11 protein-coding genes are annotated in these 13,095 nt (G+C 74.1%); 6 read left to right on the top strand and 5 right to left on the bottom strand.

Annotation, left to right across the window (positions count from 1 at the left end):
* Together sucB and AB0O00_RS17665 are read left to right on the top strand one after the other, a co-directional pair.
* On the top strand, positions 1-1,454 hold a 1,454-nt coding region (gene sucB, locus AB0O00_RS17670), incomplete at its 5' end, for a 2-oxoglutarate dehydrogenase, E2 component, dihydrolipoamide succinyltransferase (RefSeq protein ID WP_363652723.1).
* A 144-nt stretch (positions 1,455-1,598) separates the two neighbouring features.
* A complete protein-coding gene (locus AB0O00_RS17665) occupies positions 1,599-2,114 on the top strand; it encodes a DUF4240 domain-containing protein (protein ID WP_363652721.1) in 516 nt (171 codons plus the stop codon).
* 30 nt (positions 2,115-2,144) lie between these two features.
* Here the strand turns inward: AB0O00_RS17665 and AB0O00_RS17660 are convergent, their stop codons facing one another.
* Together AB0O00_RS17660 and AB0O00_RS17655 are read right to left on the bottom strand one after the other, a co-directional pair.
* Positions 2,145-3,263, bottom strand: coding sequence for a DUF2510 domain-containing protein (locus AB0O00_RS17660; RefSeq protein ID WP_363652719.1), 1,119 nt, complete (start codon positions 3,261-3,263; stop codon positions 2,145-2,147).
* A gap of 102 nt (positions 3,264-3,365) precedes the next feature.
* On the bottom strand, positions 3,366-3,863 hold the full coding sequence (locus tag AB0O00_RS17655; protein ID WP_363652717.1) for a GNAT family N-acetyltransferase: 498 nt from the start codon (positions 3,861-3,863) through the stop codon (positions 3,366-3,368).
* 63 nt (positions 3,864-3,926) lie between these two features.
* Between AB0O00_RS17655 and AB0O00_RS17650 the strand changes: the two genes are divergently transcribed.
* The 3 genes from AB0O00_RS17650 to AB0O00_RS17640 all read left to right on the top strand — a co-directional run bounded on the left by AB0O00_RS17650 (position 3,927) and on the right by AB0O00_RS17640 (position 8,062).
* Positions 3,927-4,832, top strand: coding sequence for a TIGR01777 family oxidoreductase (locus AB0O00_RS17650; RefSeq protein ID WP_363652715.1), 906 nt, complete (start codon positions 3,927-3,929; stop codon positions 4,830-4,832).
* Positions 4,833-5,280: 448 nt separating this feature from the next.
* Positions 5,281-6,612, top strand: a complete 1,332-nt coding sequence (locus tag AB0O00_RS17645) for an NAD(P)/FAD-dependent oxidoreductase (RefSeq protein ID WP_363652713.1) — start codon at positions 5,281-5,283, stop codon at positions 6,610-6,612.
* Positions 6,613-6,838: 226 nt separating this feature from the next.
* Positions 6,839-8,062 (top strand): cation:proton antiporter, encoded by a 1,224-nt coding sequence (locus AB0O00_RS17640; protein ID WP_363652711.1) that lies wholly within the window; start codon positions 6,839-6,841, stop codon positions 8,060-8,062.
* A gap of 91 nt (positions 8,063-8,153) precedes the next feature.
* Here the strand turns inward: AB0O00_RS17640 and AB0O00_RS17635 are convergent, their stop codons facing one another.
* A complete protein-coding gene (locus tag AB0O00_RS17635) occupies positions 8,154-10,055 on the bottom strand; it encodes a regulator (protein ID WP_363652709.1) in 1,902 nt (633 codons plus the stop codon).
* Between the two features lie 309 nt (positions 10,056-10,364).
* On the opposite strand from AB0O00_RS17635, the gene AB0O00_RS17630 reads away from it, so the two are divergent.
* Positions 10,365-11,126: a 3-hydroxybutyrate dehydrogenase gene (locus AB0O00_RS17630; protein WP_363652707.1), complete on the top strand. Its 762-nt coding sequence runs from the start codon at positions 10,365-10,367 to the stop codon at positions 11,124-11,126.
* 99 nt (positions 11,127-11,225) lie between these two features.
* Here the strand turns inward: AB0O00_RS17630 and AB0O00_RS17625 are convergent, their stop codons facing one another.
* Positions 11,226-11,840, bottom strand: a complete 615-nt coding sequence (locus tag AB0O00_RS17625; RefSeq protein ID WP_363652706.1) for an SMI1/KNR4 family protein — start codon at positions 11,838-11,840, stop codon at positions 11,226-11,228.
* Positions 11,841-11,982: 142 nt separating this feature from the next.
* On the bottom strand, positions 11,983-12,864 hold the full coding sequence (locus AB0O00_RS17620; RefSeq protein ID WP_363652704.1) for a hypothetical protein: 882 nt from the start codon (positions 12,862-12,864) through the stop codon (positions 11,983-11,985).
* Positions 12,865-13,095: the final 231 nt, after the last annotated feature.

The following is a 13,095-nucleotide window of genomic DNA, read 5'->3' as shown; positions in this document are numbered from 1 at the left end:
CCCCGGCTGCTCCGGCTCCGGTCGCCGCTCCGGCCGCCCCGGCCGGCGACGCCACCCCGGTCCTGCTGCCCGCGCTGGGCGAGTCGGTCACCGAGGGCACCGTCACCCGCTGGCTGAAGGCCGAGGGTGAGACCGTCGAGGTCGACGAGCCGCTGCTCGAGGTCTCGACCGACAAGGTCGACACCGAGATCCCGTCGCCGGTCGCCGGCGTCGTCGTCAAGATCCTGGTCGCCGAGGACGAGACCGCCGAGGTCGGCGCCCAGCTCGCGCTGATCGGTGCCCCGGGTGCGGCTGCTGCCGCTCCGGCTCCGGTTGCTGCCCCGGCCCCCGTCGCTGCCCCGGCCCCCGTCGCAGCCCCGGCTCCGGTTGCCGCTCCGGCTCCGGTCGCCCCGGCCGCTCCGGTCGCCCCGGCCCCGGTCGCCGCTGCTCCGGCTCCGGTCGCCGCCCCGGCCCCCGTTGCCGCTCCGGCTCCGGTTGCCGCGCCGGCCCCCGTCGCCGCCCCGGCCGCCCCGGCTGCCCCGGTGGCAGACGCGGGTGACGCCTACGTCACCCCGCTGGTGCGCAAGCTCGCCGCCGAGCACGGCATCGCGCTGTCCTCCGTCACCGGCACCGGTGTCGGCGGCCGCATCCGCAAGCAGGACGTCATCGCCGCCGCCGAGGCCGCCAAGGCCGCGCCGGCCCCGGTCGCCGCCGCCCCGGCCGCCGCGCCGAAGGCCGTCGCCGCGCCGTCCGCCCTGCGTGGCCAGACGGTCAAGATGACCCGCATGCGCAAGGTCATCGGCGACAACATGCTGAAGGCCCTGCACGAGCAGGCCCAGCTGACCAGCGTGGTCGAGGTGGACGTCACCAAGATCATGTCGCTGCGCGCCAAGGCCAAGGACTCCTTCCTCGCCCGCGAGGGCGTCAAGCTGTCCCCGATGCCGTTCTTCGTCAAGGCCGCCGCCCAGGCGCTGAAGACCAACGCGGTCGTCAACGCCCGGATCAACGAGGCCGAGGGCACCATCACCTACTTCGACACCGAGAACATCGGTATCGCGGTGGACTCCGAGAAGGGTCTGATGACCCCGGTCATCAAGGGTGCGGGCGACCTCAACATCGCCGGCATCTCGAAGAAGACCGCCGAGCTGGCCACCAAGGTCCGCGACAGCAAGATCACCCCGGACGAGCTGTCCGGCGCCACCTTCACCATCAGCAACACCGGCTCGCGCGGTGCGCTGTTCGACACCGTGATCGTGCCGCCGAACCAGGTCGCCATCCTGGGCATCGGCGCCACCGTCAAGCGCCCGGTCGTCATCGAGGCCGACGGCGGCACCGCCATCGGCATCCGCGACATGACCTACCTGTCGCTCTCCTACGACCACCGCCTGGTGGACGGCGCCGACGCCGCCCGCTACCTGGTCGCGGTCAAGGAGATCCTCGAGGCCGGCGAGTTCGAGGTCGAGCTCGGCCTCTGACCGGTTGCAGTCCCGCGGAACCCCGCGTCGTCCCCGGACGGCGCGGGGTTCCGCCGTTTCCGCCGTTCCGCACACGATCGTCACCAGCGTTTCGCCGGGCCATGGCATGCGCGGAGGCGGGCGAGCGGGGATGCTGGAGCGGTGATGGACGAGACCGACTTCTGGCAGATCATCGACGAGACCCGGGAGGCCGCCGAGGGCGACCCCGACGAGCAGGCCGACCGGCTGGTGGAGCACCTCGTCCAGCTGACCCCGGACGACGTCATCGACTTCGGCCGGCTCTTCGAGGCCCGCTTCCAGCGCGCCTACCGCTACGACCTGTGGGGCGCCGCCCACCTGCTGCTCGGCGACTCCTCCGAGGACACCTTCGACTTCTTCCGCTGCTGGCTGATCGGCCAGGGCCGGGACGTCTTCGAGGGCGGGCTGCACGAGCCGGACGACCTGGCCGACCTGCTGCCCGAGTTCGACGAGGAGGAGGACGGCGAGGCCGAGGACCTCGGCTACGCCGCCGACGAGGCCTACGAGCAGCTCACCGGCCTGCCGCTGCCCGACGTGGGCGGGAAGCCGGCGGGCCGTCCGTCCGGGACTCCGCTGGACTTCGACGATCCGGACGCCATGGCGAAACGCTTCCCCAAGCTCTGGGAGCGCTACGGGGACTGAGCGCCGCGCTCCTCCCGGACTCCGGTACGGTCAGGTCGTGCTGCCCGTGCCGGCGCTGCCGTCCTGCTTGATGCCCCGGAGGATCTGGTCCAGCACGGAGGCGTCCGGCGCGGCCGGGTCGTCGTCCACGCCGCCCTCGAGCACCACGAACCCGCCGCCCTTGGCCGGGAGGGCGGCCAGCAGGACGTAGCCCTGGGTGCCGTCGCTGGTGCGGACGTGCCAGCGGGAGGCATAGCCGAGCACGCCCGCGACGGTGACGGAGCCCGAGCCGGAGTCGGTGTGCGAGGTCATCCCGCTGAAGATCTCGGCCGCGTAGGCGGGCATCGCGGCCTCGGCGGCGGCCTTGGCGGTGGCGCCCTGGATGGCGTCCCGCTGGATCGCGAACTGGCCGCGGATGCAGGTGTTGTTCCCGTCCGGGCAGGTGTAGCGGCCGGAGCCGAGGTAGAGCGTGGTCTTCGCACCGACGCTGGGGAAGTCGTCCCAGCCGTCGAACAGCGGGACGGTGATGGCGTGTTGGGGATCCGGCACGGTGCTCTTGAGGACCGGCGCGGGCTTGGGCGCCCGCTGGGTCGGCGTCGGGGTCGGCCCGTTGGTGGGGAGGGTGTACGTCGGGCTGGGGACGGGCGCCGGGGCCTCGCTCTTGGTGACGGTGACCGTCGGGTTCGGGGTCGGATCGGCCGTCGGGGAGCCGCCGCTGAGCGCCAGGCCGGCGATCACGGCGCCCACGGTGAGGAGCGCGACGGCGATGCCGATGACGACGGCGGGCTTCACGCCCCCACTGCGGGCCGGCGGCGGGTAGCCGTAGCCGGGCTGCTGGGTGCCGGGGTAGGCCCCGTAGTCCTGGCCCCCGTAGCCCTGGCCGTACTCGGGGGCGCCGTAGCCCTGGGCGGGGTAGCCGTAGCCCGGGGCCTGGCCGCCCGGGTAACCGTAGCCGGGCGGTGGCGGGTCCTGCGGGGCGCCGTAGCCGTACGCGGGCGGGGTCTGGGCGGGCTGCCAGCCCTGGGTCGGCGCGTCGGCGACCTGGGCGGCGCCGCCCTGGAGCGGGCGCACCTCGGCCGTCCAGGCGTTGCCGTCCCACCAGCGCTCCTGACCGGGGGTGCCGTCCGGGCCGGGTGCCGGGTACCACCCGGGAGGCGTCGAGTTGCTCACGGGCGTACCGTACCCGGCGGGACGGTGGTCGAGACAGCGCGGGCCGGTCACGACTCTGCACCATCCGTTCACATCTGATGCACCGTCAGGCGAGGGAGCCTGTCAGTCGGTGAGGCGGCGGGCCATCCAGATGTCGTCCACGTACGTGCCGTCGAGCAGGAACTCCTCGGCGAGCGTGCCCTCGACGACGAAGCCGCAGCTCTCGTAGAGGCGGCGGGCCGGGGTGTTCCAGCCGAGCACGCGCAGCGTCATCTTGCGCGCGCCCTCGGCCTGCGCCGCCGCGCACGCGGCCTCGACCAGCTTCCGGCCGACGCCCCGGCCGCGCACCGAGGCGTCGACGGCCAGGCCCTGGATCTGGCGGACGTGCCGGTTGCTGGCCAGCGGGGTGGCCGGGACCGGGCGGATGTAGCCGACGATCCGGTCGCCGACGACGGCGAGCAGGTACTGCTCCGGGGTGTGCCGCTCGTCGAAGACGCCGTCCTCCTCGGGCGGCTGCGGGGCGACCTCGGCCAGGGAGGTCCACGCGGCGCGGTTGAGGGCGGCGAGTTCGCGGTCGTCCTCGGGCTTGGCGGGTCGGATGATCAGATCGTCATCATGCATGCGCGTCAGCCTAATCAGGGGTGTCCAAACCTCCTACGGGTTAAGGACTGGGAGGATGGGCCCATGCGCATCGCTGTCACAGGCTCCACGGGTTTGATCGGTTCGGCGCTCGTCCGCTCCCTCACGGCGGACGGCCACGAGGTGGTCCGGCTGGTCCGGCACCGCTCCAGGACGGGTCCGCAGCCCGACGGCACCACCGCGATCGGCTGGAACCCGCTGCTCGGCCAGGTGGACCGGGACGGCCTGGCCGGTGTCGACGCCGTCGTGCACCTGGCGGGCGCCGGGGTCGGCGACCACCGCTGGACGGCCGCCTACAAGCGGGAGATCCGCGAGAGCCGGGTACTCGGCACCGAGACGCTCGCCGTCGCGCTGGCGGAGCTCAAGGAGGCGCCGAAGGTCCTCGTCAGCGCCTCCGCGGTCGGCGTGTACGGGCAGACCGGCGACCGGGTGATCGACGAGGACTCCCCCCTCGGCGACGACTTCCTCGCCGAGGTGTGCGTCGAGTGGGAGGCCGCCGCGCGGCCCGCCGAGCGCGCCGGGATCCGGGTCGTCCACCCGCGCACCGGGCTGGTGCTGTCCGCCGCCGGCGGGGCGGGCGGGCGGCTGTTCCCGCTGTTCAAGCTCGGTCTGGGCGGGCGGCTCGGCGACGGGCGGCAGTACTGGAGCTACATCTCGCTGGCCGACGAGGTCGCCGCGCTGCGCTTCCTCATCGACCGGGACGACCTCTCCGGCGCCTTCAACCTCACCGCGCCGGAGCCGGTGACCAACGCCGAACTGACCGCGGCCCTCGGGCGCGTGCTCGGCCGGCCTACTCCGTTTCCGGTGCCGGAGGCGGTGCTGAAGGCGGTGCTCGGGGAGCTCGCGATCGAGGTCGTCGGCAGCCACCGGGTGGTGCCCCGGCGCCTGCTCGACGCCGGGTTCGAGTTCGCGCACACGGACGTCGACGCGGCGGTGCGGGCGGCGCTCTGAGGGCTGCGGGCAGTTCCCTGAGGGCTGCGGGCAGTTCTCCGAGGGCTGTCGCGTCCGGTGTTCCGGGCCCGGGAAACGTACCGGGCGGGGGCTCGCGAAACGTACCGGGCAGGGGCCCCCGAAACGTACCGGGCGTACGGCATTCGTGCTGGCCAGGGGCATATGCCGGGCGGGGGTCGGACGGGGCTCCGGCAGGGGGCGCACGGGAGCACACGGTGGGCGCGCTGCACGCCCCCGGTGACCGTGCGCGCCCGCCGACCCCCCAACCGGGCCGCCACGGCTCACAGTCCGTGACCGCGCCCCCGCCCGAGCCCTTCCGGGCACCGGATCCGGTCCGATGCGTTTGTCTGACGCTCACACTGACTGGGCATCACATCGTCGGACCGTGTCCCGGCACCCCGCTGCCTGCGTCGGCCGGAGCCCCGGGAACCAGGGAGGGAGCACGCCCGTGCCCACGTACGACTTCACCCGCCGCGCCCGCCGACCGTCCGACCCGGACGTCGTCGTGGTGGGCGCCGGCCTCGCGGGCCTGACCGCCGCCCGCGCACTCACCGGCCAGGGCCTCACCGTTCAGCTCCTCGAACGCACCGACCGGATCGGCGGCCGGATGGCCACCCGCGAGCTGGACGGGTTCCGGCTCGACGACGGCAGCCACCTGCTCAACACCGCGTTCCCCGAACTGCGGCGCGCGCTCGACGTCGACCGCCTGGAGCTGCGCCCGCTCGCGCCCGGCGTACTCGTGCACAGCGCCGGCCGCCGCTACCGCGCCGGGGACCCGCAGCTCACCGCCGCCCGGCAGGCCGCCGTCCGGGCCCCGCTCGGCAGTCCGCTCGACAAGGCCCGCCTCGGCAGCTGGCTCGCCCGCCTCGCCGCCACCCCCGCCGGACGCATCCACGCCCGCCCGGAGACCACCACCGCCCGCGCGCTCACCGGCCACGGGCTCGCCCCGCGCACCGTCGACGGCTTCCTGCGGCCGCTGCTCAGCGCCCTGCTCGGCGACCCGGCGCTCGGGACCAGCAGTCGGGTCGCCGACCTCGTCCTGCGCAGCTACGCCCGCGGGCGGCTCTGTCTGCCCGCCGGCGGCATCGCGACCGTGCCGGCCCAGCTGGCCGCCGCACTGCCCGCCGGCACCGTGCGCACCGGGATCGAGGTCACCGCGATCGCGGCCGACGGCGTCGAGACCGCCGCGCACGGCCGGATCGGCGCCCAGGCCGTCGTCATCGCCACCGACGCGCGCTCGGCCGTCGAGCTCATGCCGGGGCTGCGGCTGCCGGACTTCCACCCGGTCACCACCTTCTTCCACGCCGCCGACCGGGCCCCGCTGAACGAACCCGTCCTCCTCCTCGACGCCGACCGGCCCGGCGGCCGGCCGCCGCTGGTCTCGCACTCGCTGGTCCTCAGCGAGCTGGACCCCTCGTACGCCCCCGCCGGCCAGGCGCTCGTCGCCACCACCGTGCTCGGGCGGCGCGCCTTCGACGCGGGCGGCCCGGCCGGGCTCGAACCGGCCGTCCGGGCCCGGCTCGCGGAGCTGTACGGCACCTCGACCCGGGGCTGGCAGTTCCTCAGCGTCCGGCACCTGCCCGACGCGCTGCCGGCCATGCCACCGCCGCACAACCCGCAGCGGCCGGTGCGGGTGCTCGCCGGGCTGTACGTCGCCGGGGACCACCGGGACACCAGCTCCGTACAGGGCGCCCTGGTCTCCGGACGGCGGGTGGCGCGGGCGGTGCTGCGCGACCTCGGGCTGCCGGCCTCGGCGCAGGAGGCGGAGGCGGCGGCCTGACGGCGGGTCCGGGCTTCTCCGGCGCAGGTCGCACCGCCCGCAGACGCGACACCCCGCTGCGGCCTGGAACACGCGGACGGGCTGCCGCGGTGGCGGCCTGGAACACGCGGACGGGCTGCCGCGGTGGCGGCCTGGCGGCGTGCCAGGATGACGATATGACCGCTATTCGGATGGTTTCGCCCGCCGGGACGGCCACCGCCGTCCGGGCCCTGCGGCCGGTCGCGCGGTGAGCGCCGCCGTCCAACCGGTCGCGCTGATCCTGATCCCCGCCGCCGCGGTGGCCGCGCCGCTGCTCGCCGACCGGCTGCTGCGGTGGATCGCCGTGCCGACCGTCGTGTTCGAGATCGTGCTCGGCGTCCTGATCGGCCCGGACCTCCTGAACTGGGCGCACGTCGACGACCTCGTCAACGAGCTCTCCCAGTTCGGCCTGGCCATGCTGATGTTCCTGGCCGGGTACGAGATCGACTTCGCCAAGCTGCGCGGCGGCCCGCTGAAACGGGCGGGCACCGCGTGGCTCGCGACGGTCGTCCTCGCCCTCGGGGTGGGCGCGCTGGTCAACCGGAACGCGCTGGACGGCGCCTTCGCCGGGCTCGTGCTCACCACGACCGCGCTCGGCACCATCCTGCCGATCCTCCGCGACTCGGGCGAACTACCCACCCCCTTCGGCTCGTTGGTGATGGCCACCGGCGCCGTCGGCGAGTTCGGGCCGATCATCGCGATCGCCGTCCTGCTCAGCGGCAACTCCCCCGCCAGGACCGCCGTCATCCTCGGCGCCTTCGCCGTCATCACCGCCCTCGCGATCCTCGGCGCCCGGCGGACCCGGCCGGACTGGGTCATCCGGCTGATCGAGCGCACCCTGCGCACCTCCGGGCAGTTCGCGATCCGCGCGGTGATCCTGGTGCTCGCGGTGATGGTCGCCGCGGCGATCTGGCTCGACCTCGACATGCTGCTCGGCGCGTTCACCGCCGGGATCGTCTCCCGGCTGCTGCTCTCCGACGTCCCGGCGCACGAGGAGGAGGTGATCGAGGCCAAGCTGGAGAGCATCGGCTTCGGCTTCCTGGTGCCGGTGTTCTTCGTCGTCAGCGGGATGAACTTCAACCTGGACGCGCTCCTGCACGACCCCGGCACGCTGCTGCTCGTCCCGGTGTTCCTGCTGCTGTTCCTCGCCGTGCGCGGCGTGCCGGCCGCGCTGCTCGCCCCGGCCGGGCTCGGGCGGCGCGACCGCGGGGCGCTCGGGCTGTACGGCGCGACGGCGCTGCCGCTGGTCGTGGTGATCACGACGATCGAGGTCGAGGCCGGGCACATGCCGTCCTCGACGGCCGCCGCGCTGGTCGGCGCGGGGATGCTCTCGGTGCTCGTCTTCCCGCTCGCCGCGCAGCGGTTGCGCGGCGACGTCCGGCCACCGCTGTCGGAGCCGGGGCAGCCGCGGGTGCGCGCCGAGAGCTGGTGAGGTGGACGGGCAGGCCGGTGCGGGCCGGGCGTCGTCGTGCGCCCGGCCCTGCATCCGTCGTCATCCGCATTCGTCGTCCGGCTGCCGCTGGTCAGATCACCCCCGCCTGGCGCGCCGTCTCCTCGAACGCCCGCGCCACCGGGCTGCCCCGGTAGGGCGTGAGGCGGCGGTGGAAGTCCCGGACGTACTCCAGCGAGCGGGCCGAGCGCATCTCCCCCGCCGCCCGCAGCGCGTCGGTGGCCATCGTGCAGGCCTCGTCGAGGTCGCCCATGCCGAGCCGCGCGGTGGCGAGCACCAGCCGGCAGAAGATCCGGCTGCGGGCGTACGCGGGTGAGCGCAGCCGCAGCGACTTCTCGGCGTGCTGGGCCGAGGTGCGCCACTGCTGGAGGTCGCGGTAGCAGTGGGCGAACTCGTCGGAGAGCTGCGCCTCGTCGAAGTACCGCGCCCAGGAGGGGAGTTCGTCGCCCGGACGGGCCGCGGCCAGGGCGCGTTCGGACCGTACGAGCGCCGTGGTGCACGCCCGGACGTCGCCCAGCAGGCCGTGCCCGCGCGCCTCGGCGGCGTGCAGCAGCGACTGGACGACGGGCGGCACCGCGGTGCCCACGCCCTGCTGCGCCACCCGGGCCAGCTGGACCGCCTCCCGGCCGTGGCCGAGGTGGACGGCCTGCTGGCTCATCGTCACCAGCACGTACCCGCCGAGGGCGCGGTCCCCGGCCGCCTGGGAGAGGCGCAGCGCCTGGACGAAGTACCGCTGGGCGAGGCCGTGGGCGGCGATGTCGAAGGAAGTCCAGCCGGCCAGCCTGGTGAGGTCCGCGACGGCGCCGAACAGGGCGCGGCCGATCTGCTCGCCGTACCGGCCGCGCAGCATCGGCTCGGCCTCGCTCTCCAGGTAGCGCACGAGCGCCTGGCGGGCGTGGCCGCCGCCGTAGGCGTGGTCGAGCGCGCGGAAGAGGTCGCCGACGGCGCGGATGGCGGCGATGTCGCCGCGGCCGACGCGCAGGGCGGGGCGCTGCTCGCGGGCCGGGTCGGCGTACGGCGGCTCGACGGCGGCGGGCGGGCGGCGGCTCTGGGTGGGGACGCGGCTGAGCGCGGCGGCGGCGGCCGCGCTGCGCGGGCCGGGCCCGACCGGGGCCTGACCGCGCAGCGGGCCCATGGCCGGTGCGCCGGGCGCGGTGGGCGTGTTCGCCGTCGGCGGGCCGGCCGGTGACGAGCCGCCGGCGGTGTCCGGGCGGGCCAGCGTCGAGCCGTCCCGGGCGACGCGCTCGTCGGTGCGGCCGATCAGCCAGTCCCGGCTGGGGACGACCAGGCCGGCCGGGGTGAAGGCGATCCGGCGCAGCTCGGACTGCGGGCCGTTGTCCTTGCGCCACATGCTCGCCACGATGTCCACCGCCTCCTGCGGCGTCTCGGCGAACTCCAGGCCCGCGTAGACCGGGGCGCAGGCGTCCAGGCCGAGGTCCTGGGCGGTGAGGCGGCGGCCGAGGCGGCGGGTGAAGACCTCGGCGATCAGCGCGGGCGTGGCGCCGCGCGGCTGCTGGCCGCGCAGCCAGCGGGTGACCGAGGTCTTGTCGTAGCGCAGGTCGAGGCCGTGCTCCAGGCCGAGTTGGTCGACCCGGCGGGCCAGGCCGGCGTGCGAGAAGCCGGCCTCCTCGATCAGCGCGGCCAGCTGGCCGTTCTGCGGGGCCGGCCCGGAGTGGCCGGCGTGGCCGCCCGCGTGGCCGGAGGCGGTCGCCGGGGGTGCGACGGTCGCCGTCGCGGTGGCCGTTGCCGTCGCGGTGGCCGTCGCCGTGCCCGCGCCGCCGGTGGGCCCGGGTGTCGCGGACTGGTGCCGGTCGGTGGTGGCCTGCTCGGGCAGCCGCAGCTCGTCGGCGGCCGGGGCGTGGGCGGTCATGGCGTCAGGGGCGTCCGGCAGGGCCCGGCCGACCGGACCGCGGTGCTGGTCGAGCGGGTCGAGCGGTCCGTACGCCGGGCTGTCGGTTGCAGGCCGTTGGGGCATATCAGTCAACACCTCTCGGACGCCGCACCGGGCTCTACCAGCGCTTCGGCTGCCTGTGGCGGCGCCCCCTGTCGGGAATCGGCGTGAATGTAGCGAGCATTCGGGCGCTATGGGTGGATCTGACCGAGCAATCCTCCGAACGGGTGAAGCAACCGCGCCCATTGTGGGGAAGCCGGGACAGGATGGGTTTGGGCTTCCGGGGTCGAACCGTCGATCGACCGTCATAGTGGTGACCACCACCGTCCACCAGGATGCTGTAGTGGCCCGCCACATGGGAGCCGAGCCCCCGTATTCCTACCGTTCTGGCCCATGGACACCACTACAGCCCGCCCGCTCGACGGCCGCACGGCCCTCGTCACCGGCGCCGCCTCGGGCATCGGCCGGGCCTGCGCCGAGGCCCTCGCCGGGGCCGGCGCCCGGGTCTACGTCGTCGACCTGGCGGCCGGCCCGGCCCGGGAGCTCGCGGCGCGGATCGGCGGACACGCCGTCGTCGCGGACCTCGCCGACCCGCAGGCCGTCGACGCCCTGCCGGCCGACGCCGACATCGTGGTCAACAACGCAGGCCTCCAACACGTCGCCCCCGTCCACGAGTTCCCGCCGGACCGCTTCTCCCTCATCCAACGCGTCATGGTGGAGGCCCCATTCCGCATCCTGCGCCGCACCCTGCCCCACATGTACGCGCAGGGGTGGGGCCGCGTCATCAACGTGTCGTCCGTCCACGGCCTGCGGGCCAGCGCGTTCAAGTCGGCGTACGTGACGGCGAAGCACGCTCTGGAGGGGCTCAGCAAGACCGTCGCGCTGGAGGCGGCGCCGTACGGGGTCACGAGCAACTGCATCAACCCGGGCTACGTCCGAACTCCGTTGGTGGAGAAGCAGATCGCGGCCCAGGCGCAGGTTTATGGCATCCCGGAGGCGGAGGTCGTCGAGCGGATCATGCTCGACCGTACGGCCATCAAGCGCCTGATCGAGCCGGAGGAGGTCGCGGCGCTGGCTTTGTGGCTCTGCACGCCGTCCGCCGCGTACATCACGGGCACGAGCCTGCCGGTCGACGGGGGCTGGACGGCCCACTGAGCGCGGCGGCCCCGCGCGGAGGCGTTCCCACTGCGCAGGAAGTCGGTCGGGCCGACTTCCTGCGGCCTTCGCACTGATTTCCGCGTCTCGTCGCTGCGGTCAGAAACCCTCGGGATACTTGCTCGGAGCTCCTGTGGCCGGGTCGAGGCCGGCGTTCCACCGGTCCTTCTGCACCTGCCAGTGCACGAAGCTCGGCGCCGGGTTCATCAGCAGCGGGCGTCCGATGCCGAGCGGCCATCGCTCCCAGCGCGCCGAGTCCTCACTCAGCAGTCGGCAGAGGAACTCGGCCATGCCGAACGGGTGCTCCGCGAACATCGGTCTCGCATGACGGCCGATGACCAGCACCGGCCATCGGTCAGGATCGTCATCCGTGGTCAGCCAGCACAACCAGTCGGGGCCGGAGGTCACACCCCATGCCAGGATGTGGCTCGGGTCGACGTCGAGGACGGCCTCGCCGCCCTCGAACGCCCAGGCGGCGCGGGCGTCACGTGTCACGCCTTCCATCGACGCGACCAAGGTCGTTCCGACGGGCGACGGGGCGAGGACATCGACCTCGTCGCTGATCGAACCGCTGCCGTACACCGCCATGAAGGCTCGATAGTCCTCTGGGAAGGTGACACCCCAGCTCGCCCGGGCGACAGCCCAGTCGACCCGCTCATCTGCGCCGTGCTCCGGCGACATGGCCTGCATGAGCTCTTCGATACCGGCGTGCACAACGGTGCCCTTCGTCTCGTTTCGCCGACAACGTAGCGGAGACCAAGGACACCGATCCGCTCCTGCGGATCGAAGCACGCCCTGGAAGGCCTCATCGAGCGCGCGGAGGTGGCCGCCCTCGGCCTTCCGGCCGCCTCCCGCATCACGGGCGCGAGCCTGCCGGTGGACGGGGGTTGGACGGCGCGGTGCGGGTGGCTCTGGCCTCTTTCAGGGCGGTGCGAGCCCGCGTGGCACCCATCGTTGCGACGGTGGCTCCGCATCCGGTGGAGGCGGGTCGTCTATGGCCGCCCGTACAGGTACGGCAGGTGCCGTGGCGGGGCATCGGGTTGCGGCACTCCGTGCACTCGACATAGCCGATCGTTCGCTGCCGGTCCGGAGGGCGGGGAGGGGGCATCTTGTGCTCCAGGCGGTAGCGGAGCACGGCTGCGGCGGAGTGCATCGGGTTCGGCAGGCCGGGGAGGAGGGCTTGGGCGAGGTCGCTCGGGGTGCTGCCGCGCTCCACCCACTGGGCGACGAGGGGCGCCAGCATCTCCGCTTCGGCTTGGCCGAGGCGGAGGCGAGGCTCGGGGCGGATCGCCCGGAACAGGGTGGCCACCGCTTGTCGGGTCTGCTCGTCGGCGGCGGGATTCGCGGGGAGGGTGGGTTCTTGCTCCCGCTTCTTTACGGGAGGGCTGCCTGTACGACCGGCAGCCGGGCCACCGGGCGCCGGACGGGTGGCACTCGGAGGGGACGGCCAGGGGGTGTCGTAGACGTGGGTTTCGCTGCGGAGCGTTCCGTCGGGGAGGCGGACCGTCTCGACGCGGTAGAAGCCGGCGTCGGCGAGCTCCTTGAGGGCCTTGCGGACGGCGCCGCGGCCCTGGGGGCTGGTGGCGGCCATGTGGCGACCGTCCTCGCGCCAGCCGTCGGGGCGGGAGAGGAGGTCGGCGAGGAGACCGCGGGCGGTGTAGCTGAGCTTGCGGTACTGGAGGACGGCGTTGGGAAGCACGGTGAAGTGCCGTACCTGTTCGGTACGATGGATGCGCATGGGAGTGGTTCGACTCCTTGTGCCGGGCCCCGGAGCGTTGCCGCGCTGCCGGGGTCACCTGTTTTCTGTTCGGGCTCGGAACGTAACACGCCGGACGGCAGATCAACTGCCCTTCGCGGCAAGGGTGCTTATCGCACTAGGTTCTGTACGGCGGATCATCGTCGGAGCCAGAGTCGGATTGATGCGACGGTGACGGTGCCATGGAAGATGTAGGCGCGTTTGTCGTATCGC

Origin of the sequence: Kitasatospora sp. NPDC093558, assembly GCF_040683475.1 — a bacterium.
GTDB lineage: Bacteria > Actinomycetota > Actinomycetes > Streptomycetales > Streptomycetaceae > Kitasatospora.
Note: the sequence above shows the minus strand (reverse complement) of the source record. Positions and strands in the feature narration are given on the sequence as shown.

Bases quoted from the DNA above. Each gene is read 5' to 3' on its own strand.
- AB0O00_RS17655 (WP_363652717.1), bottom strand. From the start codon at position 3,863: ATGCATGATGACGATCTGATCATCCGACCCGCCAAGCCCGAGGACGAC.
- AB0O00_RS17620 (WP_363652704.1), bottom strand. From the start codon at position 12,864: ATGCGCATCCATCGTACCGAACAGGTACGGCACTTCACCGTGCTTCCC.
- AB0O00_RS17630 (WP_363652707.1), top strand. From the start codon at position 10,365: ATGGACACCACTACAGCCCGCCCGCTCGACGGCCGCACGGCCCTCGTC.
- AB0O00_RS17665 (WP_363652721.1), top strand. From the start codon at position 1,599: ATGGACGAGACCGACTTCTGGCAGATCATCGACGAGACCCGGGAGGCC.
- AB0O00_RS17635 (WP_363652709.1), bottom strand. From the start codon at position 10,055: ATGCCCCAACGGCCTGCAACCGACAGCCCGGCGTACGGACCGCTCGAC.
- AB0O00_RS17650 (WP_363652715.1), top strand. From the start codon at position 3,927: ATGCGCATCGCTGTCACAGGCTCCACGGGTTTGATCGGTTCGGCGCTC.